This window comes from Mycolicibacterium mageritense, from assembly GCF_010727475.1.
In the GTDB taxonomy this organism is placed as follows: domain Bacteria; phylum Actinomycetota; class Actinomycetes; order Mycobacteriales; family Mycobacteriaceae; genus Mycobacterium; species Mycobacterium mageritense.
Genome location: NZ_AP022567.1, coordinates 3,023,365 through 3,046,222, shown reverse-complemented (window position 1 = coordinate 3,046,222; position 22,858 = coordinate 3,023,365). Strand labels below are relative to the sequence as shown.

Sequence of the window (22,858 nt, the reverse complement as noted above, 5' to 3'; positions counted from 1 at the left end):
CACCAGAGCGGGGTGGTCGAAGGGGGACGGCTCCGTGCTAACAGAGGCGGTCACAGCGTCGCCCCTTCCCCGAAGGCGTTCGCGTCAGTACGCGCGGACGAGGTGTCGATACGCACCACGCGGTCGATGTTCGCCTTCGCACGGGCACGCTCCTGCTCCTCGCGGAGAGCGCGCGCCTCCACCTCGGAAGCGGTGAGCGCGATATCCACACCACCATGTCCATTAGAGGTAGCGATGGTCGGCGCGTCGTCGTCCTCGGAGACCAGGCGGCAACCGAGGACTCGGCGCTGGGCAGTCGCGCGGGTACGTCCGTCACGAATGCTGAACGGGGCGCGGGAGATAGCCTTCAGGAAGCGGTCACGCTTGAGCGCCTTACCGCCCGTCGATTCGCAGTAGGCGCGGTATGCGGCATACAGCTCGGTGACGGTCGTTCCCCATTCAGGCTCCACCGATTGGGTGGGAACCCCCGTGCGGGGGTCAGCCCATGCTCCATCAGGTGCCTTCTCAACGCGGTCGCGCATGAATCCCGCAACCGGGTTGGTCGCTTCGATGAACGCCTCCACCGCCTCAGGGGCAGCCGGAAGGAATGAGCCCTTGCGAGCCTTCCGCTCCCGCCATGCGGCAATGATGAGATTGAGGATGCCTGGCAGCTCCTCCTCCAGCTTCGGGTACAGCGTGCGGTCTTCCTGCCCCACATGCGTCTTGGTGAAGCGAATGGGTTGAATGCGCGCGCCAGTAGCGCCCGACACGTCGCTGAAGTGCGGCAGGTCGTTACCCATGAACACCGTCGCGGCGGTGTTCTTGAAGGGCCACGCCTTACCGAACTTCAGCTCGCCACGGATGTAATCCTCGCCGAACACCTGCTTCATCAGCGCGGTGTCGCCGATGTAGTTGTCACTGGTCTCACCTGAGACGTTGAGCAGCTTGCGGTACAACACTGCGGTGTCGAAGGGTTTCGCAACTGCCATGTCCGCCAACGACATAGCCGTCTGTGCTTCCACGGGAACCATCGCCTGAATCAGCTTTCCCATGGTGCCCTTACCCGCGCGGGGAGGACCGTAGAAGTACAGCGCAAGCGTCGGGAGGCTGATACCTGATGCGGTGTCCAGCAAGGTGGTCAGCGCGTCAAGAACAATCGCTACCTGATCGGTACCGTCTGACAGGCCCGTCGCCTCGGCGAGCCACTTCTCGAAGGTCGGAGCCGTGGCGTCGGGGTCGAACTCGACGTTGAGCTTCGCCGCGAGCCGCGCCTCAGGCGCATGCGGGAATGTCTCCCCAGTCTCCATGTCCACCAGGCAGGTACGCGTGGGTAGCAGCCCATCTGTCAGCGGCTTCTCAGGCAGTAGCCGTCCCTCCTTCGCGAGGGACTTGTGCACATGATCGAGTACCGAGGCGACATGTCCCGAGCGGTAGTCATCCCCAACGAGGTCGGTGAGTACGTCGGCGATGGGGGCGGGCGGGTGCTTGGTGCCCGCATTACGGTCGGGGACGTAGATGCCCGCCTCGGCGTCGTACGTGTAGAGCACGCTGCTGTGGGCGTCCAGCAGTAGGTCGAGACGCTCCTGCACGGCGCTCGCGCACGCCTTCGAGCGCAGCCCTCCGCCGAACTGGCTGAAGTAGACCTCCCCATCGTCCTCGGTGTCGGTAGCAGCGGCGGACTTTGGACGGCGACGGTCAGCCGGTGGGCGTACCTCCGATGGAGTGGTGATTGACAGCGCGGTCATTTCGGTGAGCAGCGCATGCCGATCCAGCTCGGGCGTCTGCGCGAGAAGGTCGTCAGCGCCCGCTGTGGGGTCATCAGCGTCGGCGTGGATTTGGACGAAGGTCACGGTGGCCCGTCCACCGTTCCCGTGGGCGCGCATGTATCCACGGATGCGGTCACCGAGCGTGGCGTATGCGTCGTACACGCGGCGGTTAGATGCCACGTCACCGTCAGGCACCACCACGACCTTGGAGGCGCGGCGGACGACGTGCGCCAGTCCCGAATGCAGGACGCCGTTCTTGACGCCGCCGTTGCAACCCGCGATGGCGACAACGACAACCGAGGGGTCATGGGCGAAGGCGCATGCCCACGCCAGCGCTTGGTTGGTGCCCTCCACCACGTACACCGTGTGCTTGAGGTCGGGCAGCTCACCTGAGACAAGCCACACGGGCGAGCCCGCGCCCTTCGGGAAGACGTACTTCGCGTCTGGGTTGGTCGGCGTGTGCGGGCGGAACTGAGGGGTGACCGCTCCCGACTTCGGGTCGCGCCACAGGTACAGCACGCCGCAGTTCGTGGAATCGGCGGTGCTCCAGCGCAAATGGGATGGAAGGTCACCGACAGTAGGCACCGAGCGGACAGCGGCGGCGATGTGAGGACTGGACAGGAAGGTTTCGGTGAGCCCGCGCTTGCTGATGAGCGTCTCACGATCCTGGAGAGTCATTGGAGCGCCAGGGTGACCGTCCGCGTGGACGGGATAATCACTGCCTGCAGAAGGCTCGTCGGCGTCGTCCGCTCCTGCGGAGTCGGCTCCGTCAACTTCAGCGGCTTGCTCCAATTCCCGCACATCGACATCAGGTACGTCGGGCTCGGGGTAGTCGTCATAGTCGGGCGGAACGTCGTCGTCGCCCAGTGGTGGGAGGTCGCCCCACGGGTCGGTTGGTGTTAGCATGGTGATAGCTCCACGGGGCAGGTTCTTCGTTTGACGGCGAGGTGAACCTGTCCCGTTTTCCTTTCCTGGGTCAGGCGCTGGTCAGCGTTCGGGTCAGACGTGGGAGGTGGAGAAGGTCAAGCAGCGCTTGGCGTGGGACGTACGTGCGGCGCTCACTGCGGATGCTTGGCACGTCCCCCCTGACGGTCATCTCGGTCAAGGTCGTGGGATGCAGCCCCATGACCTCAGCGGCTACGCGCACTGGCACCAGCTCAGGAGCGTCGTGCATGAGCCAGTCCCCATCACGCCGAGAATCTGCGTTGCTTCGGGACATTGTGGGTGGTTCCTTTCGGGCTAGTGTCGCCTAGTTGCAGATGACACTGTAACACACGTTTGGCGCGTTGACGTGCAGAGAGACACACCTAGCGATAGTGACGCTCTGAAATCAATGCTAGTGTTAACGTCATGTCTACAGCTTCTCTGCCACTTGCCCAGGTCATAGGGCAGAACGTCAAGCGGCTGCGTACCGAGGCGGACGCGACACAGCAACAGGTGGCGGCGGCGCTAGTGCACCTTGGGCTGCCGTGGGGTAGTGGACGCGTGGCGGCACTGGAGGCAGGGGATGTGTCCCCCACGCTGCCGACGCTGGTGCTGGTCGCGGCAGCGCTGGACGGACTTCTCCCCGCACGCCGCTCTGTGACACTGGTTGACCTGCTCACCCACGATGGGCGAATCGGGCTGGTGACGGGCGTAGAGGTGCCCAGCGCCGCCCTGGTGGGTGTTGTACGGGGCGGCGCGGCGGGAGCTTTAGCTGAGTACCGCCGACCGTTCACCACCGCCCGAGGAAGCGCTCAGGAACTGTCCGCGCGGGAGACCTACGGGCGCACCGAGCAGCGTGCTGCCGCCGAGCTTGGGCTAGACCGCGCTCGGATGATTCAACTATCCACCGCGCTGTGGGGGCGGAACCTCGCCGAGGAGCGGGATGCGCGGGCTGAGGCAGCGGGAGTGACCTCCCGCGTGGGGCGCGCAAGGATCACCCGCCAGCTAATCAGCGAACTGTCCGAGGAGTGGGCGAAGTGGGTCGGTGGGGAGCCCCACGAACCCGCCTGATGGCTGAAGTGGGGGTCGGCAGTAAGTTCGGCAACTTTGAAATCGGCGAGAATAGCCTTTGACCTGCGGAAACCCGCCAACTTCGGCAAGTTCGGCAGAAATACACCTCTCCACAACTCGTCTCCTATAAGCAGAAGTGAGATTAGCTAATTTCACTTCTCCTACCCCCTACCTCTCTCAGAAACTGCCGAAGTTGCCGAAGTTGCCGAAGTTCCCAGGTCAACGGCGGTTTCGGACAGGTGCAAAGTTGCCGAACTTATTGCCGAAGTTGCCGAAGTTCGGAGGCTAAATGTGTGACTTGCGTCTCTACATACCCTCCTCTGTGACGACACGCACAACGAATTACGATGGTGATACACATCACTAATCGAACACAGGTTCGAGCAATGCGACGCGTAGGGCTAACGTCGCGTTAGCGACAGGCGGTGCGTGTAGCGTCCCCCGCCTCCACCCTCCACCCTCTCGGGTGTTAATGCCCAGCAAACCCGTAGAGTCATCTGTTCGTCGCGACACTGCTATCCCGACATTAACAGCAAATGCTGCGACTGCGCGGTTCCCAACACTGCGTACAGTCCCCCTATACGTCTGAGCTGGGTAAATATCGAATGTCCAGAGTAACCTGGACGTATGGTTGACACATCCAGCAACGACAGACCACGCTCTGTTGTGCATGCGTATACGGACGGTGGCACTGCCCCCAGGAACCCAGGACCAGGCGGCTGGGGAGTCGTCCTCCAGTACGGCTCCCACACCAAGGAACTGTGCGGTGGGACTGCCGACGACACCACCAACATCGTGATGGAGATGACCGCCGCCGCCGAGGCGCTGGAAGCGCTGTCGCGCCCCTGTGAGGTCCACGTCTTCACCGACAGTCGCTTCGTCATCGACGGCATCACCAAATGGGTCGATGGCTGGGCGAAGCGCGGATGGGTCAAACGGGACGGTTCGCCTGTCCAGAACCCCGAGCTGTGGCAGCGCATCCAGCTAGCCGTCCGCTGCCATGAGTCCGTCGTCTGGCACTGGGTGAAGGGTCACAGTGGCAATCCAGGCAACGAGCGTGCCGACGCGCTGGTGGCGCAGGGACGCCGTGGAGCCGTCGAGAAGGCGCGGGAGGTTCTCAATGTCTAACCATGCCGTCCACCTGGCACGTGTGCGCAAAGCGCACGCTACATACCCACATTCCCGAGGCGCGGTGCGCGAGCAGTACCTCAGCACCATCCGCGCCGCCTACGCCGCTGGTGTCACCTACGCCGAACTCGGACGTGTACTCGGAGTGAGCCGCGAGCGTGTGCGGCAACTGGCTGATGAGGCTCCACATGTGGGGGACGCGTATCCCGCCCGCACGCCCGCCGAGCAGTGGGCAGAAGCCCGTACCGAACTCGACGGACGCCTCCTGCATCTGGGCTACCTACCAGAGGTGCCGACTTCAAACGCTCCGAAGACGATAGAAGCGTTGCACGGGGACGTGGACGCCTACGCGGCGCTCAACCCCATCGTGGGACGGCTGCAGCACGCGCTCCAGTGTGCAGTCAGCGGCGTTACACCGTATCCCTGTGAGCTGCACGCCAGCGCCACACTCTCCGAAGCCCTGGACGACCTGCCCTCACTCACCGTCCCGCAGGTACGGGAAGTGCTCGATTACGGCGCGACGCTCATCGCATACATGTCGGCGGACTATCCCGTACGCCTGGACGTGGAGAGCTGGCAGCCCGAGCATGGTGACTACCACGGAGACCCTGAGGGACTGTGGGCGCACGTCGAGGAACTCCCAACAGGCTGGCGGTGGGGAGAGTGCCTGTGGTGCCACGAGCGCTTCCCGTGGGATGGCGAATTGGTCGCCGACGACGGAGACGACAACTCACCGATGTGGTGCTCACTCAATTGCCGCGACCTCCATCTCGGGGACGACTAGCCCCTGTCCTCCGCTACCGAACTATCAACACTGACAAGGAGATTGACCATGACCACTCAACCACCCGACATCGCACCACTGGTGCCCATACATCAGCTCGCCGAGACCCTCGCCGCGCACCCTGCGGCGGTGTGCGAGCAGTGGGGAGACCTCTATCGCCTCCTCTACCGAGGAGTGAACGCGTGCGTCGGCTGCGGCTCCGCCGCCACTCTGCCAATCACCGTGGCCACCGTGACGATTCCCATGTGCGCTACCTGCGTTGAGCGGTTCCAAGCGCTTGGAGCACCAGCACTACACCTCGCTGCTGCACTCGCTCTGCGTGCCAATCCCGACTATCTCGCGCAACCACGCAACTGGGTTGTCCACCTCAACGAGGAGGAGGTTCGCGTCCGCGACCTCGGTGTGTGTCGCCTGTGCGGAGTGTCTGAGAGCACCTCGGTGCCGATGGAAGCGGGACACATTCTGTCCCGCCACGATGGATACGGGCGCGAGGACGGCGCGGTGTGGAATGTCCCACGCGCGTACGTAGACCACCCACTGAATGTGGTGTTGATGTGCAAGCCCTGCAACTCGTCCATCAGCTCAGCCTCACCATCGCTTCGCGTGGCGATGCACCTGCTACTCAAGCCGTGGACGAATGACCCTGCGGGAGAGGCTCTCCTGGCGGCGCGTCCCGAACCGCCGAGCGAACCGCCGAACGTCGAGGTGCGCGAAGGCTTGCCGTTCACCGTCACCATCTCGCGCTGACCCTTCAGGCGTACACCTCCCCTGTACGCCTGTTACGGGACAATTTCATCATGGCTAGGTATGATAGAAACGTGACCAACACCGACCCGACGTACACCGACGAGGAGCGCGACTCCGACCTGGCGACGCTCCGAGCGTTGAGCCGAAAGCTGCAGCGGCAGAAGCGCACATTGGATGCCACATCCGCCGAACGCCTCGAAGTTGTCCGCCGACTCCGCACGCGAGGTGGTGCCACCTATCCTGTCCTCGCCGACGCCATGGGAACCAGCTACAGCACCGTGCAGAACCTGCTCGCGCGCATCGACCACACCGCCGACAACACGGAAGGGCAGGACTCATGAGAGCCGAAGACATCGAGCTGGAAGCCATCGTCGCCGAGGTGAGTGAGCGCTGCATCCTCCCCGAGACGCCCATCTATCGCCTGCGCAACCAGCCGACGAAGCCCCTCCGCAAGCGCCGAGCACCTGCACGCCGTTCGACCCGCGCACCGTTCGACGTGGACAAGGTGCACCCCCATGACTGACTACACCGAGCCGACCGACGCCGAACTGCTCACCGCACTCGCCGCCGCCGACCAACGCATCGCCGAACTCGCGAACACCGACACCGAGGAGCCGAACCGATGACCACCGCACTCCCCCGCTGGACCAACCCCAGCAAACCCCGTCAGCGAATCTGGCACAACACCATCATCCCGTTCGTCCGCCAAATCTCACGTGCCGAACGGCGCGGGGATCACGCCCTTGCCGCCCGAATCCGTGACCGAATCGCCGCACACACCGCCACCTCGGAGCCCGACGCGACCGTTGAGCAGGCGATGCACTCGCTCCTGCGAGCCCTCCGCACTGAGGGCGCGCAGCCCGTCCGCACGTCCGTGTCCACGAGCGAATCCACCGCCGTGTTGACGCTCCTGCGGCGCGGCACGGTGACCGTTGAGCGCGGGCGGTTGACCCTGCGCGACGACCTTCAGGGCATGGACGTGGAGCTGCTGTGCCTGATGCACGGGACGTACCCACAACTCGAAGACCTGGACATCGACGCGGGTGTCGGAGGCGTACGTGAGACTGTGCGCAGTTTGCTGGAGAGAGGACGAGGATCGTGAGCAAGGACAGGACGCACGACCCGCGCACGTTCTACTGGGTGTGGTTCGGCGTCTTCACGGCGGTGTCTGTCATCGCCAACGCGTGGCACGCTGGAGTGAAGGCTCCTGCGTACTTCAAGGCTCTGCGTACGGGTGACACCTCGGTGTTGTGGGAAGCCTGGAAGACGGCGGGCGACCTCCCGCCAGCATGGTTCACACTCGGCGCGGTGGCGCTCGGAGCGCTTATGCCCATTGCCCTCGCGTTCGGTTCCCACGCCCTCGCCAATCCCCGTCCGAATGTTGGGAACATCCGCAGGTGGGTCAACTTCACACTCACAGGCGCGACCGTCACAGGTGCCTTCGTCCTGTCCTTCCTGGCGATGCAGGACTTGTCGATGATGCTGCTCGGACTGTCGGCGTGGACTGCCGCCATCGTCCCGATTGCAGTGGACATCGCCATCGTGAGCGCCCTGGCGGAGCTGGTCGCGCGGTCACCGGAGGTTCAGGATAACGCCGTGGAACGTCGGGTCACAGAGCATGTAGAGGCGCTCAACGTCGCACGTCAGGCGGACGTGGAGCACATCATGAGCCAGCTTGACGCACGCCACGACGCAGGCATGAAGCAGCTCCTGGAGCAGCTTGACGCAAACCGTGAGGCGGATCGTGGAGCGCTTCATGCATCACTCACGATGCAACTCACGGAGCAACTCACGGGTCATGCTGAAGCGCTCCGTGACGCAATCACCGAGCAGCTCGTGACGCATCGACCAACCCGTGAAGCATCGAACGCCCCACGCTCACTACCTCGCGCTGAGCCGCTCGTGCTGTCCCGCGATGCCTCGGAAGTCGCCGACGAGTTGGCGGCTACGGGGAACTTCGATCAGTCCGCTGAGGTCATCACACGGGTGCTAGAGCTGTCGCTCGACGGCTTGAGCCAGCGGAAGGTATCAGAGGCGCTGAGCGTGGAAATGCCCGACGTGAAGGCTCCCAGCGGTTCGACGGTGGGGCGGATCGTCAACGCCGCCAAAGACCTGGAGCCTCCTCTCTCCGCTGCCTCCTAGCCGCCGTTACAAGGCACCCCTCACCCACACCTCCACACGCCACGAATGGGCGTTACGGACTCACTCCTGCTCACCTGCCCGATACACCCACATGAGCGGTACTCACTTCTTCGCAGAACACTAGCTTGACCTCGGCGTTTACAACCCCTCGCTGACACACGACTGAGGTCGCCCTCGGTGTTACGCCCGTCGTTACGGGCGGCATTACGGCACCTGTTACGCCCATCGTTACGGGCACTGTTACGCACACGATTACGCACAGTGTTACGGAATCGCCCTGACCTGCGCGTTTGCTATCTGACCTGGGGAAACACGGCGCCCTGTCGGCTCTCTGGGCGGTGTTGGTGGAAGTCCCCGAGGCGATGACCTGCGGAGATGTACGGCGCATAGTTATGCACTGTCTCGTGGATTGACGCTCTCGGACTCGGCATTCGGGTGGTTCTCGGCGCTTGTTAGCTAGAGCGGATGGAACGGTTGCTATGGCGGCTACAGCTTCGGCGCTCTGACCAGGTGTTAACGCGACGTTAGCAGGGGTGACCTGGGGATATGCAGCGTGTCGTCGGATTCCTGACAAGTTTGCTGCGGTGTGCTACCCTTCCATTATCAGCTACCGCACTAGCCACGGCTCACGCCTACTAGCGCGGTAACTCTATTAACTAAGGCGCATAACCATCCACCGAAGGACACCAACATGAGCCCCACACCAACCCCGACCCCGCCGTACCCACCGCTCGACTTGACCCACGTTGACCCAGTGCCAGGCGACCGCCTCGCCTCCGTCATCGCCCATGCGAACGACCACCCGACCGCCAACCTGGACGCACTGCTCGCCTCGACGGACAGCGGCATCGGATTCCCGCTTCCCTTCGCGCCCGCCATCACCGTCACGTTCAGCGCAACGCCCATGACCGCTGGAGCCGCGCTCCTGGCGCTTCTGACCACCGCGCTCGGCGTCCTCGCCATCTACGCGTTCACACGCGTCACGTCCCCTGAGGCGCAGGCGCGACGGGCGGACAAGCGCGCCGTGCTTCATGCCCGATACAGCGAGCATCTCCACGCAGAACGCGAGGCTCGTCGTGCTGCACACGCGTCCCGCGCCAGCGTCGCCGTTCCCGAGGACTCGGACGCCGACACCGAGGAGTCACGACCATGACCACCTCCGAATCGAACACCGAACTCCTTGCGCGCGTCGCCATCGAAGCGCGTACTCGCGCCGTGGGTTGGCTTGCCGTCATCGCCTCGTTCGTCGGCGTCTACCTCATCGGCACAGCCGTCATCGCAATAGGGCGAGCGGCAGCGTCCACCGTCGTCGGCGCACTCGGTCTGTTGATCGGCGTCACCGCCGTGGTCGCCGTAGTAGCGGCGCTCATCCCCCTCGCCCGCGCTGGTTGGAGCTACCGCTCGGCGAAGGCGCAACTTGTCTCCGAGGTGACCCCATGACCATCGAATACACGCAGCCGCGCTCTCCGAAGGCGTCCCGTCCTTCCACCGTGAAGTGGGCTGCCGCGCTCCTCGTCATTGGCTTCGCCGCCGCCGTCGTAAGTTTGCTGGCGGTTGCCGCAGCGCCTAGCGCCGACGTGCTAAATACCATCGCACGTGGATGCAGCACCGAGTCGCAAGCGCTGTCCAACGCCGAGAAGGAGTACGGCGCGAAGTCCTCCAGGGCTAACGCCGTCCGCTCCGATTACAACGATTGCATCGTGGCGTGGGAGGCGGCGACGAAGCAGTCGATGAGCCCGTTGCATCGTGGAATTGCCAACAACGGAGCGGGCATCACGGCTCTCGCGCTGGGCATCGGAGCGGTGTTGTGGCTGTCCGCTGGAAGCCGCGTCACCGACCTCGGAGAGCGTGTGCGTGTCCATTCCCGCGCGTTGCGTGGACTCCCGCCGAAGGAACCGACCATCCGTATCGCGCAGCCCGCAGCGCCTGTGGAGCCCTCTCCTGAGCCTGCACCTGAGGCGTTCCAGCAAACGTTCCCACTGTCCGAGCCTGTCGTTGATTACCCAGAGGACACGGACGCGGAGCCTGTTGTTGACGAGCCGCAGCGTGCCCGCTCTGGATGGGGAACCGCATCCAAGCACAAGCTGACATTCGGAGACGGTGATGTTGACGGATAACCAGCGGGACAAGCTGACCACCCTGGCATTCCTCGGTGGGATAGCGCTCACGCTCATCGGCGGGGGAATCTGGGTGACTGCGCCGAAGCCTGTGAATTGCAACGCCGAGGCAGCGGATGTTGAGACCGCCAATCAGTACCTCCGAAACGTACCGCGCGCACCACTACTCGGTGAGGACGCCTACTCGACCGCTCGGCAGCAGGCGACAGCGCAGGTGAACCGCGCCAAGTCTGCTGAGTCGCTGTGCCGTTTGAAGCGCAGCGGAGCGAGTAGTTCTGGGCAGAAGGACTTGGGCGTCAAGGTCGGTATCGCTGGTCTCGCTATCGCAGGCGCAGCGGGTTTCACCCTGTGGCGAGATGAGAACGACGGCGACGAGCCTGCGGCGCAGCAGCCTGAGACCGTCGCAGCGCCACCGCCTCCCCCGCCACCTGTTCCCGTCTACGACTACCCCGTGGACTACCCCGCATACGCGGAGAGTCCCGCTGAGCCCGAGTACGCCGAACCTGTCGAGGAAGCACCGCGCACCCGTTCAGGTTGGGGCACCTCATCCAAGCGCAAGCTCACATTTGGAGATGAAGGGAGCGAGTCATGAGGCGAGTTGTCGGTGGCATCATGCTCGGACTCGCCGCGCTGATGGGCATATCCGCCCTCCTGTCCCTACTCACTTCGGGAGACCTCGGAGCGTTCATCATCGGCATGGTCTTCCCAACCATGCTCGGTGTCGGCGGCTGGTGGGTCGGGAACTTCGGAACTTCGCAGCGAGCTACGAATTTCGGTGGCACAACGGAAGACCAGGCGCGTCTCCAGCGTGACCAATCGGTAGCCGCCGCCCGCGCACAGCGGGAGTCTGCGCTCGACCAACAGCGCGCTGAACTCGCCGCGATGCGCGACGAGATGCGCCGTGCCGCCGAGGCGCGCAACCGAGAGCTGGGGATGTAATGGGATTCCTGTTCGGTGAACCCGATTACGTACCTAATGCCAAGGAGAAATGGCAGCAGCGCCAGCGGGATACCGCTGAGGAGCGCCGTCGCTGGGAGCGAGAGCAGGCTGCGGCGAAGCGGATTCGCGATGAGCAGCAGCGCGAGGTTGACCGTGAAGCTGAGCGCGCGCAGAAGGAAATGGAAGCGCTCATCAAGGAGCAGAAGCGTGAGATGCGCGCCTCTGAACGGGACATGCTGACCAAGCCGCACCGTCGAACCGAGGGTGGTTCCAAGGCGCTCGGGGACGCCCCGCTCATCGTGTGGCACTGGCAGATTCCATTGCCTCCCGAGCACAACATCCCCACCAACGGCATCAAGCGCACTGACGCTGGACCACTGCTCGCGCTGTGGGATGGCGGCGGTATCGGCGACGACGATGTGATCCCCGTGCAGCTCGTGGAGCACGTCGGTCAGACGCCTGCACTCAAGGACTGGGCGAAGCGCGCGGGTGACGTTCTGGAGGATGTCGAGAAGCGGTATCCCATCGTCGCCGACCTTCGCGATGACGCTGCGCTGGAACGTCTCATACGTCCAGTTGGTGTGCTGCGCACATTCAACGAGACGCTCCCCGAGCGCGGTGTAATCCCCGCCGAAGATGGTTCGCCTATTACCTACGAACGTCCTGTGACAGTGACCGAACTGCCCACGGTGTCGGGAGTTGAGGTGCTGCCTGACGGGCTCCGCATCACGTTCGCGTATCGCGCAGGAGAGACCGCGAAGCGTTGGAGTTCTCACCTGGACGCGCTGCGTGTTGCGTTCAACGCGAACGGTGTTCACAACGCCAGCAACCTCCGCATCAAGGACGGCGTGAACGGGGAACTGATCCTCGATTTCGATGACGCCCCGTCGTCGTTCCCCGCTGCCGTCGCGCCCGTTGCCCCGACGACGACACCGCAGTCCATCGCCGAAGCCATCGCTCGCTACGAGGCGACACGGTGGATGCTGGGACTGGATGCGCGCGGGAACGTCGTGAGTTTCCCACTCAAAGCACAACCGCACGTCCTCGTCACAGGCGGCACGGGTGGCGGCAAGTCAGTGTGGGCGCGCGGACTTATCGAGTCTCTGCGCACGGGCTACCGCGACACCGATGCGAACAACGGAAAGGGACAGGACTGCGGCGGCGGGTGGCTAGCCTTTGTGGGGGACGGCAAAGGCAGCGACTTCAGCGCTCTCGAAGGGCAGCCAGGCATCGCAATGGTCGCTCCGAGCAGTGATGTCGCGCAGATCGCGGTGATGGTGCGCCGCGTCCGCCAGGAGGTGGAACGTCGGTTCGCGCAAGCCTCTGCGGCGAAGAAACGCGGCGAGGCGAATGCATTCGCGGGCATGCAGCCGTGGCTCCTACTTCTGGACGAATGGGGCGCTGTTGCTATCAAGATGCGCTCGGAGTACGGCAAGACTGCTGAGGCATTCGAGAAGGACATCGACATCATCCTGCGCCTCGGACGTGAGTGCCGCGTGCACTGTGTGCTGCTGAGCCAGACGATCCGCAAGACAGGCGACGGTGCTGTACCTGGCTCGTGGCAGGAGAACCTCGGACTCACTGTGAGCCTCGGTGCCCCTTCGGAAATCACGCTCCAGTCAGACGCGTTCCCCGCCGAGGTGCGCGACCGCGCGGCGTTCCTCGGACCTCGTTTGAAGGGCAAGCGCGGACGTGGACTCACCGCTGACCGCGAGTCTGGGCGCGTTGTCGAGTTCCAGTCGTTCTACGGCTGGAGCCCTGGCACAACGTCACTCGACCCCAGCGCGCCGAAGGACGTACAGCCCCCGACTCCCGAGGTGAAGGCTTCGTGGGAGCGGTGGAAGGAAGTGTGCGAGACCGTCCCGTGGCTCGCGCCGCGATTCGGCATCAAGGCACTGTCCAGCGACTGGCGCGGCGGCGACAAGGCTGACCTGAACGTCATTGCGAACACCCCCGTCATTCCCGTTACCGACGCCAACGGTGTTGTACCCGCGCGCCTTCGCCAGTTCGACCCCGCGAGCCCTGAGTGGCTCGGAGCGGAGTCGCTGGACGCGGGAGGTCACGTGTTGGAAGTCGGCTTCGTTGACGAGGACGGCGATGGCGTGGATGACCATGTGCAGCCGACGACAGTGACGGCGGAGCGCGACGCCAAGCCTGTGAACGCTTCCAAGGGACAGGACGCTCTCCGCATTCCGACACCCGATGAGGTCGCGGCGATGACCGCCGAGGAACGGGACGCGTGGATGCGCGAGTACGCCCGCCTCTCGGGACACCTCACCGACGACACCTCGGAGACCGAGCCTGTGAGCACCGAGGAGCCTGTGTCCGCCGAACCCGATCCCGAAGGACAGGACACCACGACCGACCCGAGCCCCAAGCAATCAACGACGACACCGACGACCCAAGGGGACGACTTCTGATGTCCGATTTCAAGTTCCGCCGACTCACCCCGTCCGACCGACCACTGGTGTTCGCTGTGGATGTCACAACGACCGCTATAAGCATCGTGCGGATGGACGCTGACAACGACCGTCCGCTGTGCAAGGTGGTACGCCCTCCCGCCACAAGCGGTCGGAGCCACTCCGTCGCCAGCACCGTGCACCGTCAGCGCGTCACAACCTCCGAGGTGCTCGACACCCTGCTGCGGGACAACATCCGCCCATCGCTCGTGGTGCTGGGCAAGTTGTCTTGGGGACTCATCGACAAAGACCCCAGCTTCCCCCGCCGCGATGGGCAGTGGTGGGACATCGCGCGGGAGCTGGCACGCCATCGCGTACCAGTCGCCGAGGTTCCATTGGCGACCGTACAGACCTGGGCGCTAGGCAAGAGCCAAGGACTCGGACGCGCAGGACTGGACGCGCTCGCCGCCGACATCAGCGGGAAGTGGGAGGGACTGGACGCGGCAATCGTCAAGGCAGGTGAAGGATTCCGCCCGTCCACCGTCGCCTTCGCAGCGATGGGCGCGATGGCAGCGGGTATCTCCACGCCGTACGCCCCGACCGCTGAGCGCGTGCTGGCACTGTCCATGCGCCGCGCCTGGAAGAAGGACGACCCGCAGAGCCGTAAGCATCCTGGGTGGGCGCACTCGAACGCGGTGCAGTGGCCAGCGGCGGTGCAACCACTGCCCGTGACCGTGGCGGACTGGAACGAGCTGCACGCCAAGCGCCCTGTCGCGGTCGCAGAACCGCTGTATCAAGTCGAGGGGCAGGACGACGGCGAGGCTGAGGCGTCGTAGACACATAGATGTCCATGTCCCGATGACATGGCTAGCAGTACAAGGAAATAGCAAGACAGACAAGGAAATACGAACATGAACACCCCATCACACGCCCCGCTCCCGCTGGGCTTCTACGACCCACACACTCACCGTTCCGTCGTGGGCTACCAGCCGAACGGCTCACCCATATGGCTGACATGGCGAGATAGCGGTGGCGTCGTCCTGGTTGGCGACACTGGCGCGGGCAGGACGTATCTGCTGAACGCGCTGGTGCGCGGCATGGAGCAGGACGTGGACATAACCACCCACAACGTCGCCGACGAGGGAACGGACGCGGCTGGTGAAGCGCTCCGCGCCCTCGCTGACTCATTCGGTGGAACTGCGCCAAAGCGACCACGGCTCATGGTCATTGACGTGGAAGCTGCCATGGGGGACAACGTGAGTGATCTGTGGGACGCCGCTAGTGTGGTCGCTCGACACGGGCGCAGCAACAACGCCTCAATGCTCATCAGCACGCGGGGAGCGTCCTACGTCCCCAGCCGCCTCCTGGGTGAAGCCGCCACGACTATCGCTCTCCGCCAGCGTTCAGATCGAGACGTGGACGCCCTGCCCTACAACATACACGCCGCCGTACGCGTGGCTCGGGGCTTGCCGCACACCGAGTACCCGCTCGTGGTGTCTACCTGGCGCTCGGGCATCGCCACCAACTTCCCGATGCCCGAAACGCACTCCATCGACTGCGATTGCGTGGAGCGTGCGACCGCGTTGTTGACCGAGCACGCCACCCACAGCGCCGCCTAGCCCCAATGTCCCGTCGCCACCCCGCCCGCTGGCATGTCAGCAGTGGTAGCGCCCATTGCCGAGCGCTTCGTCGGCAGCCGTGCGTGTACTGCGGGCGGGGACGGGGAACGGTGGATCACCTACGTCCGAGGGTGCGCGGTGGACACTGGGAGGTCTGGAACTTGGTGCCCGCGTGCGAGACCTGCAACACGTACAAGGGCGGGAAGCTGCTGACCGAGTTGGCGAACGAACGCCCCGACCTAGTGCTCCACGCACTGTTGACGAATCCGTTGGTGCGCCTTGAATGGTTGCGCCTCACAATGCCAGTTGACCTGCGGGAACGCTTCGACCGTGCCCTCGGCTACTCCGTGGGGACACCACTAATTGGACCCTTGCGCGAGTCTGCGTACCGACGCCCACGACCACCCCGCCGACCTCGCGCCCGCGCCCTGTCCGCTGTCCGCGCGACCTATGACGCGCTCGGCGAAAGCCGCCAGCTCGACCTCCTGCGCCAACCTCCGCCGCTCCTCCGCCCACGTGTCCGCCGCGCCGCCCTTGCTGCCTAGCCACGGGGACATGTGCCTTGACCTGCGCGTATGCCCCATTCGGTGGGCGTGACAATCTGCCACACGGACATGTAATAAGTGGTGTACCCTCTGTGGTTCTCGGCACACCCGACGCGCTGACCTGCGTGAATGGCTATCGGATACGCGGGAATCGGGGTGTTGCTAACGTCAGATATACCCCTGTGGGGTATAGTGGGAGATGCCGCATAGGGGTGGTGCCCAGCGGTCATGGTGGTTCCGTTTCGTTGAAGACAGAGAAGCGCCCCGTTCCGAATTGGAGCGGGGCGCTCCTCGTTAACGCCCTATGCGCCGACCCACGGAAGCATCCAATCGGGCACATCGACTCCAGCGAGGATCAGCTCCGTGACAGGTTCACCGTCCACCGTGAATTGCTCGATGAACGCCATGCCATCCTCGTCGGGAATCTCATCGACCATCTCGTCCACTGTGGGGCTCTCCGCGCATAGCCAGTCGAGCGTTCGAGTCCAGCGCTCAGTGCTATCGCACGGTATCCCGTTGTCCCGCAGAACCGTTGCCCACGTGAGGGCTTGCTCTGCTCGGTGTCGCGCGCTGTAGTCCAGGCGGGTGTCCACCACCATGTCGAGCAGCTCCAACTCCACGTCTCGTCCCGCGTAGTCCCGCGCCAAGCACAGGGTGTCCACGCCGAACAGCCCTACCAGGGTCGCGGGCGATACGTACTCTCCGCAGCAGGCGTACCGCTCCGCCCACTCCACCGCATCGAGCGCCTCATCGACGGTGAACGTCGGTGCAGTGTCGGCGTGCCAACCCGCCCTCGCCACGAGCGTCTTCACATCATCATCGCGCGCGTGATGCCGCAGCGCGGCGACCAGGAGCGTGAACATCGCGACCATCGCCGCACCGTCCCCCGCCCAGCGTGGCACCTCAGCATTGGCGGGAATCGCGTCGAGCGCATCAGCTACGTCCACGTGCCCGAAGCGCTTGCGTACGTTGTCCAGGGCGTTTAGCAGCGGCAGAACAGCCCATGGGGCGATATGCGGCAGGTCAGCGTTGGACACATCCCCGTCGAGCAGGAGTAACAGCGCTGCGCGGCGCTGGTCACGGTCTGAGTGGTTCAGCGCGGTGCCGAGCAGCCACTGCCGAGTCTCCTCGCCCATGTTCATTAGCCCACCGTAATGTCGGGGCGCTCGTCCACTCGCCCGATAACCCATGTGTCGGTTCCACGGACATGGGACACCACGGCATCGACACGAGGCTCAGGTGCTCGCCATCCGCACGTCACGCGTACGCCTACTTCCCCGTCCATCACGCCTCGATCAGCGGACGCGCCCACTCGGGCAGTCCCGCCTCAATCAGCTCGGTTATCGGTTCTCCGGCCACCGTGAAGCGCTCGATGAACTCGGCGAACTCCACCATCTGCTCCTCGAACTCACCTACCTCCACGTAATCCCAGGCGGCGAACCGCGCCGCCGCGATCCCACGCTTTCCATACCGCTCTCCAATGTCTCGGAGCGCCAGTGCATGGTCGATGACCCTTCCGACCTCAAGGGGAGACGGAGCAGGATTCGCGTACAAACACCCCGCGAGCGCTCGGACGGTGTAGTCGGTCAGCGGGTCTGCGACCTGGCGCAGCTCGTCCATTACGCGTTCGGTGTCGATGGATAACCGATGGCGTATCGCTGTGTCCGCCGTCCCCCATACCCTGAGCCCGTAGAGCACACGATCATCGTCACGTACCGCTCTGCGGCGGTACGCCTTCCGCAAGTCACCCACTGTCAGGTCAGCGAGCAGCCAGTCGTCCCCGCCCTTCGGCGCGAGCAACTTCGCCAGGTCGGCGTGGGACATGTGAAAGAGGGACTGGGAGGCGGTGTACGAGATGTCCGCGCGTTTGGCTGTGACCCTCTGCTGCGCTTCCACTGCGGCGCGGTGACGGAGCGGTAGTGGTGTCTGACATGTGTGGTAGGGGCGCGCAACTCGGGAGCCCACTCCCTGCGACCGTAGGCGCGCGACGGTGGCGTTGGCGGATTGCAGTCGTTGTACGGTTGCGGGATCACCCACGGCGGTGTGCTCGCCCATCCGATGCGCTCCACGCGGAGTGCGTGGTAACACCAGTGGCTCCTGCCCTCGCGCGGCGTAGCGCTGGTGGCGGACGATGCGCTGGGACACCATGCCTTCGGTGGTTCCTGTCAGGTCGGCAATAGCGGCGAAGGACAGCCCCTGGAGGCGAAGTTCAGCGGTCGCCAGGCGCACCTCCCGCGCGGCGTCCAGCAGTGCCTGGCGCTCTTCCACGGTGCTCACGCCACCAGCTCCCCTGCACTCGCCGTCGCCTTCAAGCGGTCGGGACGGAAGCCAGCCCAGTGCTCGCCGCTGCCCGTCACGACAACGGGAGCGGAGCCGTATCCCAGGGACTGGACGAACGCCAGAGCCTCGGGATCGGTGGTCAAGTCAACGGTACGGAACGCGATCCCATGCTTGGTCAGGCAGCGCTTGGTGGCGTCGCACTGTGGGCAAGACGGCTTGGTGTAGACGGTGAGGGTGTTGGTGTTCATGGTGTGTTTCCTTGGGTTAGTTGGTAATTCGGATGCGGCTCCTTCGATTGGTCTCCGTAGTGCCGTGCGTGGTGGGTCTAGGTGTTGTCGCGTACCAGCTCGGCGAACTCGGTTAGTTCGCCGATGAGCGCCGCTGCCTCGGTCGGGGTCAGGATCACGCCGTCCGTCCCTTGAGCGAGCGCGAATCGTGGCACGTCGTCCACCCCGTCGAATGTGCCGACTCCCGTGAGCACCTGCCCACCGTCGATGATTGGTGCAGGCTCGGCGTACCAGCGGAAGGCGTCCTTGGTGGTCGTGTTCGTCATGGCTTGTATCTCCTCTATCTGTTCCCTCGCAACGGGATTCGCTGCGGGCGGTCTATATGTGGGTCAGTTCTCTACGGTGCCGTCCGCGTAGACGCGAACCCTTCGTCCGAGCACGGTGTGCTTGGCATCCGAGCGGGCAGCGCGGACAGCCAACGCGGTGTCTAGGTTCAGCCGCGCCTCGTCCAAGTCGATTAGCGAGAGGGTCGCGGTCGGCGTCTCCACCTTCGTGGGCAGGTGCATCAGTACGGCGGTGCGCGGGAACATCGGGGACACCGCATCCCAGGCGTCGTGAGAGGCGTTCAGGCGATAGGTCGAATCCGCTGCGAGAACGGCGCTGATGGCATCCTGTAGGGCTCCGTGGGACACCGTGGCGCTAGTGCGCAGGATCAGCGGGGCGCGCGTAATGCCGTCAGGGGCAGCCACAACACGCCAGACGCGGGTCACGGAGCCCGTTGCGGTGTGCATGAGCCAGGTGTTCGTGTAGGCGTGGTCGATGGTCAGCCCAGCCGCTCCGAGCGCCTCGTAGAAGGCGTCCACATACTCGCGATAGGGCGCGGGGACGGACTCACGTGGAGCGTCGAGATAGTCGCGCAGTACCAGGGGGTCGATGGCGGGCTCGTCGGTGTCCAGCAGGTCGGTGGCGGACAGGTCGTCGGTCAGGCGTGCGGAACGAGCTGCACGGACAAGCTGGCGAGTCTTCCAGGTATCGAGCGCTGAGCTGTCGTCCAGCGTCCCTATGAGTGTGGTTCCGCGCACGTAGGTGTCGGTACCGCTGCCGTCCAGGGTGGGCAGCTTGGGTCGCTTCCACCGTCCAACGGGCGGGTTGTAAGGGGCTGTGGGCGTGTTCATTTCGTAGTCACCTGCGCTACACGCTGACGGGTCAGTCCGATGCGTCGGGCGATGTCGCCTGGGGTTACGCCGACCTTGCGGGCATGACGGATGGCAGCGGTGCGGCGGGCGTAGGTCGCGTGCATGTGGTCAACGGCGTCGCGGTGTTCGCGAACTGCCGCGTCGAGTTCAGCGAGGGCGTGCTGGAACTCTTCTAGTTTGCTGCTCATACGTCTATGCTAGCGCATTTGCGCTGTTCAAGATACGAACTGCCGTATAGGTGGGGTATACGTGAGTAGTTGCTAACGCGACGTTAACAGGTTGTGCGCTGGCTGCGAGGAAGTTGGTGCTGGCGCGCGTGCGAATACGTGCTGGTGGTAGTGCGCGAGGTACGGGTTAGCCCCAGCTCCGCGTGCACGCCTTGAAGGCATCCGTTGGCGTGGTGTCGCGTGGGATCAGCAGACCCTCGCTGAATGCCTCGGGCACCGCGTTGTCAGGAATCCGCGCGTCCCGCCCCAGCGCGCCATAGGCAGCCATGATGTCGTCAGCGCTGGCTACCGTGCTGAAACGGTGGCGAATGTAAACCCCTGCAAGGCATTCGGCGATGTTCTCGCGTTCCTGGTAGGTGCGATTCGCAAGGATAGAGCCCTCGAAATGGTGTCCCGTCTCGTGGGCTGCGATGATTGTCCATGTCCAGACGCGGAGGTGTGCGGGGAGGGATGCGGTCTGCGCGGTGAGACGCTGAGCATCCCAGCGGATAGCACCATTACGACACCGAGCAGCTTCGCTGCCCGTGTCTGGAAGCCCGCCGCCACAGGTCACATCGCCAGGTGCAGCGTCGATCTGCCCGAGATTCGGCATCTTCGGATCGCTGGTCCAGAACGACTCGGCATCGGCGACCGTTCCACGCATCACCTGGTCTACGGACATATCTGCCGTAGGAATCCATCGCGGCGTCGCCACGTGCGCCGAGGTCGCGGGCGCTGGCGTCAGCGGGGTTGTAGTCGTTGTGGTCTCAGTGGACGTGGCAGTCGGCACAGGCGCGGGCGTGTCGTACTCGGGAATCAGCATTCCAGTCCCAGAGCACGCCGATAGCGCCACGGCAGCCGTAGCCACCGCGACGCTAACGCCTATGTGCCGCTTCACTTCTGTCGTTCTCGTTCCTCTACCGCATTCGGGTCTTCCGCTGTTGCGCGGGACAGCGTTCCGTCTTGAATGCTATCCGAGCGCTCCACTTCGTCGGGTCGATGCGCGTCGTAGATCGTCGGGCGTTCCTTGGAATTACCGCCACCAGCTCCACCAGCACCAGGAGCGCCACCCATCATGCCGCCACCCATGCCACGCCCCATCATCCCTGGTGCCTGCCCAGTACCAGGCGGGACGACAGCCCCCGACAGCGCGGTCTTGAGCGAGCCTGAGGTGTTCGCCGCTGTTGTGACGCCACTGGTCGATGACCCACGGTCTACCGCGCCGCCACCACTAGCACCTCCGAAGCTCATAGGCGACATCACAGGTGCGACGGGTGTGCCGTTACCGCTGTCCCTCTTTCGGTTACGCGCGGCTGCCGCCTTCGCGAGCGCCTTCGGATCGGTGAGCTGCCCCGCACCAGTGCTTGGTACCGCGCCCATCTGCCCCATGGGTGCCATCTGCGGCTGCCCGCCCATAGCGCCAGGCTGCTGCCCCATCGCCTGGGGCTGCCCTGCGAGCTGTGCGGCTGTCATAGGGACACCACTTCCGTCTGCGCTGAGCGCGGTTCCCGCGTCGCTATCCGAGAGCGTGGAGCCGCCAGCCGAGGAGCTGGTGTCCAGCGGAATCCCGCCCCCGCCACCGTTGCCGCTGTTCAAGTCTCCCTGACCCTGACCTTGACCACCTGTTCGAGGGGCACCCTTACTGTTACCGCTGTCAACATCTCCCCGCGCCACCGTAGGGATAGGCGCGCTGCCAGTCGGCAACGGTGGCATCACGACACCGCGCAGGGCTTCTGCGGTTCGGCGTGATGCGGCGGCGTGCGCGTTGCGGGCATCCTCCCGCTCGGTTGCCAGGTCAGCGGCGTGGTTGGCAGCCTTACGCACCTCCTCAGGGGCTGCGCCCTTCGCCTTCGCGTCGAGCACCTTCTGCTGCGCGTCGGCGATATCGTCAGGTGTCGGGGCGGCTGCGAACATCGCGTCGGCGGGTCCTTGGTCCTCCGCAATCGTGGCAATGTCCCTTGCCGCGCGGGCTATTTCACGCATAGCCTGGGCGTTCTGGAGGAAGCCATCATTCACGGCGTCAGCGGTCTGCCCTGATGCATCGGGTGCGATGCCGATTGCCGCGTTCATGTCATCGCCGAGGGCTTCGGCGCCCACCGCGACTTCGGCGAGGATGGCGGCGTAGGTGCCGTATGGGTTCGTGGTCATGCTGGCTGGGTCTCCTGGTCTAGGTTCGGTACCTCAACGGCGTCGATATCGTCGCCGTTCTCTACGTCCATCTCTTCGAGGTCGGCGATGGCTTTACGCAGTCCCGCTGCCCGCGCGGCGTAATCGTCGCGTTGCTTGGTCAGGTGCAACATGAGGGCTACACCGCTCTGCTGCGCTGGGCTCTGGATATCGGGGAAGTCGGGCTTGGGGTCGTACTCGCCTACGTACTCGGCGGATTCGTCACGGGACGCGTCGCGCGCTTCGGTGATACGTGCAAGTAGCGCTTCGGCGCGAGCGGCTCCCGCTTCGAGCTTGTCAGCTTGGGTGCGCGCCTCGTCGGGCGTGACGGTGATGGTGGGGTCTGGGGTGGTGGTCATGATTCGGCGTCCTCGGTGTCGGCGGAGTGGACGAGCTGATGGATGTACGGCACCGACATGCCGACCTCGCGCGAGATGGCGGTGAGGGTGATCCCCGCGTCCCGCGCTTCACGGAACGCCGCTGTCCTCTGGGCGGATGCGCGGCGTACGGCTTCCCGAGCTTCACGGTGCTGGTGGGCAGCGCATCGCACAGCGTCGAGCGGGTCGCCGCTGCGGTGCTGGTCGCATGTGTGCATACCCTTAACTCTACACTAATAATTATGC

General features: G+C 64.5%; 28 protein-coding genes and 1 pseudogene. 17 read left to right on the top strand and 12 right to left on the bottom strand.

The annotated features are described in order from the left end of the window. Positions 1–50: 50 nt before the first annotated feature. Entirely contained in the window at positions 51–2,651 is a 2,601-nt protein-coding gene (locus G6N67_RS14420) for a DNA primase family protein (RefSeq protein WP_081812483.1), read from the bottom strand. Between the two features lie 444 nt (positions 2,652–3,095). On the opposite strand from G6N67_RS14420, the gene G6N67_RS14415 reads away from it, so the two are divergent. The 17 genes and pseudogenes from G6N67_RS14415 to G6N67_RS39230 form a co-directional block, all read left to right on the top strand. Then, on the top strand, positions 3,096–3,740 hold the full coding sequence (locus tag G6N67_RS14415) for a helix-turn-helix domain-containing protein (RefSeq protein WP_051578634.1): 645 nt from the start codon (positions 3,096–3,098) through the stop codon (positions 3,738–3,740). A 627-nt stretch (positions 3,741–4,367) separates the two neighbouring features. Then, the gene (rnhA, locus tag G6N67_RS14410) at positions 4,368–4,868 is read left to right on the top strand and encodes a ribonuclease HI (RefSeq protein ID WP_036431373.1); all 501 of its coding nucleotides are present in this window, start codon (positions 4,368–4,370) and stop codon (positions 4,866–4,868) included. A 64-nt stretch (positions 4,869–4,932) separates the two neighbouring features. Further along, complete coding sequence (locus tag G6N67_RS14405; protein WP_163642194.1) at positions 4,933–5,652, top strand: sigma factor-like helix-turn-helix DNA-binding protein; 720 nt, start codon at positions 4,933–4,935, stop codon at positions 5,650–5,652. A gap of 48 nt (positions 5,653–5,700) precedes the next feature. Further along, positions 5,701–6,399, top strand: coding sequence for an HNH endonuclease (locus G6N67_RS14400; RefSeq protein WP_036431363.1), 699 nt, complete (start codon positions 5,701–5,703; stop codon positions 6,397–6,399). A 71-nt stretch (positions 6,400–6,470) separates the two neighbouring features. Further along, the gene (locus G6N67_RS14395; RefSeq protein ID WP_036431361.1) at positions 6,471–6,740 is read left to right on the top strand and encodes a helix-turn-helix domain-containing protein; all 270 of its coding nucleotides are present in this window, start codon (positions 6,471–6,473) and stop codon (positions 6,738–6,740) included. After that, positions 6,737–6,922, top strand: coding sequence for a hypothetical protein (locus tag G6N67_RS14390; protein ID WP_036431358.1), 186 nt, complete (start codon positions 6,737–6,739; stop codon positions 6,920–6,922). The genes G6N67_RS14395 and G6N67_RS14390 overlap by 4 nt, the downstream gene beginning before the upstream one ends. Before the next feature lie 99 nt (positions 6,923–7,021). Further along, positions 7,022–7,501: a hypothetical protein gene (locus G6N67_RS14385; protein WP_036431356.1), complete on the top strand. Its 480-nt coding sequence runs from the start codon at positions 7,022–7,024 to the stop codon at positions 7,499–7,501. Then, complete coding sequence (locus G6N67_RS14380) at positions 7,498–8,541, top strand: ParB/RepB/Spo0J family partition protein (RefSeq protein WP_036431354.1); 1,044 nt, start codon at positions 7,498–7,500, stop codon at positions 8,539–8,541. Before G6N67_RS14385 ends, G6N67_RS14380 begins: the two co-directional genes overlap by 4 nt. 691 nt (positions 8,542–9,232) lie before the next feature. Continuing rightward, complete coding sequence (locus G6N67_RS14375; RefSeq protein WP_131524648.1) at positions 9,233–9,694, top strand: hypothetical protein; 462 nt, start codon at positions 9,233–9,235, stop codon at positions 9,692–9,694. Beyond that, entirely contained in the window at positions 9,691–9,981 is a 291-nt protein-coding gene (locus G6N67_RS14370) for a hypothetical protein (RefSeq protein WP_036431348.1), read from the top strand. The genes G6N67_RS14375 and G6N67_RS14370 overlap by 4 nt, the downstream gene beginning before the upstream one ends. Continuing rightward, on the top strand, positions 9,978–10,658 hold the full coding sequence (locus G6N67_RS14365; protein WP_036431343.1) for a hypothetical protein: 681 nt from the start codon (positions 9,978–9,980) through the stop codon (positions 10,656–10,658). The genes G6N67_RS14370 and G6N67_RS14365 overlap by 4 nt, the downstream gene beginning before the upstream one ends. After that, entirely contained in the window at positions 10,645–11,250 is a 606-nt protein-coding gene (locus G6N67_RS14360) for a hypothetical protein (protein ID WP_051578633.1), read from the top strand. The genes G6N67_RS14365 and G6N67_RS14360 overlap by 14 nt, the downstream gene beginning before the upstream one ends. After that, positions 11,247–11,597 carry a hypothetical protein gene (locus G6N67_RS14355; protein ID WP_051578632.1) on the top strand — a complete coding sequence of 117 codons (351 nt, stop codon included), beginning with the start codon at positions 11,247–11,249 and terminating at the stop codon, positions 11,595–11,597. The genes G6N67_RS14360 and G6N67_RS14355 overlap by 4 nt, the downstream gene beginning before the upstream one ends. Next, positions 11,597–14,017, top strand: a complete 2,421-nt coding sequence (locus G6N67_RS14350) for an FtsK/SpoIIIE domain-containing protein (protein WP_131524647.1) — start codon at positions 11,597–11,599, stop codon at positions 14,015–14,017. The genes G6N67_RS14355 and G6N67_RS14350 overlap by 1 nt, the downstream gene beginning before the upstream one ends. 92 nt (positions 14,018–14,109) lie before the next feature. Continuing rightward, on the top strand, positions 14,110–14,832 hold the full coding sequence (locus G6N67_RS14345; RefSeq protein ID WP_131524646.1) for a hypothetical protein: 723 nt from the start codon (positions 14,110–14,112) through the stop codon (positions 14,830–14,832). 75 nt (positions 14,833–14,907) lie between these two features. Then, positions 14,908–15,615 carry a hypothetical protein gene (locus G6N67_RS14340; RefSeq protein WP_131524645.1) on the top strand — a complete coding sequence of 236 codons (708 nt, stop codon included), beginning with the start codon at positions 14,908–14,910 and terminating at the stop codon, positions 15,613–15,615. Positions 15,616–15,620: 5 nt separating this feature from the next. Next, positions 15,621–15,827 (top strand): annotated as a pseudogene (locus G6N67_RS39230) (HNH endonuclease); the annotation flags it as partial. Between the two features lie 147 nt (positions 15,828–15,974). On the opposite strand, the gene G6N67_RS39225 reads toward G6N67_RS39230, so the two are convergent. From G6N67_RS39225 to G6N67_RS14285, 11 genes are all read right to left on the bottom strand, one after another. Next, a complete protein-coding gene (locus tag G6N67_RS39225; protein ID WP_051578630.1) occupies positions 15,975–16,172 on the bottom strand; it encodes a hypothetical protein in 198 nt (65 codons plus the stop codon). Positions 16,173–16,462: 290 nt separating this feature from the next. Then, entirely contained in the window at positions 16,463–17,302 is an 840-nt protein-coding gene (locus G6N67_RS14330; RefSeq protein WP_036431328.1) for a hypothetical protein, read from the bottom strand. A gap of 142 nt (positions 17,303–17,444) precedes the next feature. Continuing rightward, complete coding sequence (locus G6N67_RS14325) at positions 17,445–18,437, bottom strand: hypothetical protein (RefSeq protein ID WP_036431325.1); 993 nt, start codon at positions 18,435–18,437, stop codon at positions 17,445–17,447. Further along, positions 18,434–18,688 carry a glutaredoxin-like protein NrdH gene (gene nrdH / locus G6N67_RS14320; RefSeq protein WP_036431322.1) on the bottom strand — a complete coding sequence of 85 codons (255 nt, stop codon included), beginning with the start codon at positions 18,686–18,688 and terminating at the stop codon, positions 18,434–18,436. Before nrdH ends, G6N67_RS14325 begins: the two co-directional genes overlap by 4 nt. A gap of 77 nt (positions 18,689–18,765) precedes the next feature. Then, positions 18,766–18,993, bottom strand: coding sequence for a hypothetical protein (locus tag G6N67_RS14315; RefSeq protein ID WP_036431320.1), 228 nt, complete (start codon positions 18,991–18,993; stop codon positions 18,766–18,768). Positions 18,994–19,056: 63 nt separating this feature from the next. Continuing rightward, positions 19,057–19,842 carry a hypothetical protein gene (locus G6N67_RS14310; RefSeq protein ID WP_036431318.1) on the bottom strand — a complete coding sequence of 262 codons (786 nt, stop codon included), beginning with the start codon at positions 19,840–19,842 and terminating at the stop codon, positions 19,057–19,059. Further along, complete coding sequence (locus G6N67_RS14305) at positions 19,839–20,051, bottom strand: hypothetical protein (protein WP_131524644.1); 213 nt, start codon at positions 20,049–20,051, stop codon at positions 19,839–19,841. Before G6N67_RS14305 ends, G6N67_RS14310 begins: the two co-directional genes overlap by 4 nt. A 166-nt stretch (positions 20,052–20,217) precedes the next feature. Continuing rightward, complete coding sequence (locus G6N67_RS14300) at positions 20,218–20,751, bottom strand: hypothetical protein (RefSeq protein ID WP_131524643.1); 534 nt, start codon at positions 20,749–20,751, stop codon at positions 20,218–20,220. A 212-nt stretch (positions 20,752–20,963) separates the two neighbouring features. Next, the gene (locus G6N67_RS14295; protein ID WP_036431312.1) at positions 20,964–22,217 is read right to left on the bottom strand and encodes a hypothetical protein; all 1,254 of its coding nucleotides are present in this window, start codon (positions 22,215–22,217) and stop codon (positions 20,964–20,966) included. Then, positions 22,214–22,594: a hypothetical protein gene (locus G6N67_RS14290; RefSeq protein WP_036431310.1), complete on the bottom strand. Its 381-nt coding sequence runs from the start codon at positions 22,592–22,594 to the stop codon at positions 22,214–22,216. Before G6N67_RS14290 ends, G6N67_RS14295 begins: the two co-directional genes overlap by 4 nt. Further along, positions 22,591–22,830 carry a hypothetical protein gene (locus G6N67_RS14285; protein ID WP_036431307.1) on the bottom strand — a complete coding sequence of 80 codons (240 nt, stop codon included), beginning with the start codon at positions 22,828–22,830 and terminating at the stop codon, positions 22,591–22,593. The genes G6N67_RS14290 and G6N67_RS14285 overlap by 4 nt, the downstream gene beginning before the upstream one ends. Positions 22,831–22,858: the final 28 nt, after the last annotated feature.

What these genes read in the sequence shown, in the direction of transcription:
- G6N67_RS14420 (WP_081812483.1), bottom strand. Translation starts at nt 2,651, where the DNA reads ATGCTAACACCAACCGACCCGTGGGGCGACCTCCCACCACTGGGCGAC.
- G6N67_RS14415 (WP_051578634.1), top strand. Translation starts at nt 3,096, where the DNA reads ATGTCTACAGCTTCTCTGCCACTTGCCCAGGTCATAGGGCAGAACGTC.
- rnhA (WP_036431373.1), top strand. Translation starts at nt 4,368, where the DNA reads ATGGTTGACACATCCAGCAACGACAGACCACGCTCTGTTGTGCATGCG.
- G6N67_RS14400 (WP_036431363.1), top strand. Translation starts at nt 5,701, where the DNA reads ATGACCACTCAACCACCCGACATCGCACCACTGGTGCCCATACATCAG.
- G6N67_RS14390 (WP_036431358.1), top strand. Translation starts at nt 6,737, where the DNA reads ATGAGAGCCGAAGACATCGAGCTGGAAGCCATCGTCGCCGAGGTGAGT.
- G6N67_RS14385 (WP_036431356.1), top strand. Translation starts at nt 7,022, where the DNA reads ATGACCACCGCACTCCCCCGCTGGACCAACCCCAGCAAACCCCGTCAG.
- G6N67_RS14375 (WP_131524648.1), top strand. Translation starts at nt 9,233, where the DNA reads ATGAGCCCCACACCAACCCCGACCCCGCCGTACCCACCGCTCGACTTG.
- G6N67_RS14370 (WP_036431348.1), top strand. Translation starts at nt 9,691, where the DNA reads ATGACCACCTCCGAATCGAACACCGAACTCCTTGCGCGCGTCGCCATC.
- G6N67_RS14365 (WP_036431343.1), top strand. Translation starts at nt 9,978, where the DNA reads ATGACCATCGAATACACGCAGCCGCGCTCTCCGAAGGCGTCCCGTCCT.
- G6N67_RS14360 (WP_051578633.1), top strand. Translation starts at nt 10,645, where the DNA reads ATGTTGACGGATAACCAGCGGGACAAGCTGACCACCCTGGCATTCCTC.
- G6N67_RS14355 (WP_051578632.1), top strand. Translation starts at nt 11,247, where the DNA reads ATGAGGCGAGTTGTCGGTGGCATCATGCTCGGACTCGCCGCGCTGATG.
- G6N67_RS14350 (WP_131524647.1), top strand. Translation starts at nt 11,597, where the DNA reads ATGGGATTCCTGTTCGGTGAACCCGATTACGTACCTAATGCCAAGGAG.
- G6N67_RS14345 (WP_131524646.1), top strand. Translation starts at nt 14,110, where the DNA reads ATGGACGCTGACAACGACCGTCCGCTGTGCAAGGTGGTACGCCCTCCC.
- G6N67_RS14340 (WP_131524645.1), top strand. Translation starts at nt 14,908, where the DNA reads ATGAACACCCCATCACACGCCCCGCTCCCGCTGGGCTTCTACGACCCA.
- G6N67_RS39225 (WP_051578630.1), bottom strand. Translation starts at nt 16,172, where the DNA reads ATGTCCCCGTGGCTAGGCAGCAAGGGCGGCGCGGCGGACACGTGGGCG.
- G6N67_RS14330 (WP_036431328.1), bottom strand. Translation starts at nt 17,302, where the DNA reads ATGAACATGGGCGAGGAGACTCGGCAGTGGCTGCTCGGCACCGCGCTG.
- nrdH (WP_036431322.1), bottom strand. Translation starts at nt 18,688, where the DNA reads ATGAACACCAACACCCTCACCGTCTACACCAAGCCGTCTTGCCCACAG.
- G6N67_RS14315 (WP_036431320.1), bottom strand. Translation starts at nt 18,993, where the DNA reads ATGACGAACACGACCACCAAGGACGCCTTCCGCTGGTACGCCGAGCCT.
- G6N67_RS14310 (WP_036431318.1), bottom strand. Translation starts at nt 19,842, where the DNA reads ATGAACACGCCCACAGCCCCTTACAACCCGCCCGTTGGACGGTGGAAG.
- G6N67_RS14305 (WP_131524644.1), bottom strand. Translation starts at nt 20,051, where the DNA reads ATGAGCAGCAAACTAGAAGAGTTCCAGCACGCCCTCGCTGAACTCGAC.
- G6N67_RS14300 (WP_131524643.1), bottom strand. Translation starts at nt 20,751, where the DNA reads ATGTCCGTAGACCAGGTGATGCGTGGAACGGTCGCCGATGCCGAGTCG.
- G6N67_RS14295 (WP_036431312.1), bottom strand. Translation starts at nt 22,217, where the DNA reads ATGACCACGAACCCATACGGCACCTACGCCGCCATCCTCGCCGAAGTC.
- G6N67_RS14290 (WP_036431310.1), bottom strand. Translation starts at nt 22,594, where the DNA reads ATGACCACCACCCCAGACCCCACCATCACCGTCACGCCCGACGAGGCG.
- G6N67_RS14285 (WP_036431307.1), bottom strand. Translation starts at nt 22,830, where the DNA reads ATGCACACATGCGACCAGCACCGCAGCGGCGACCCGCTCGACGCTGTG.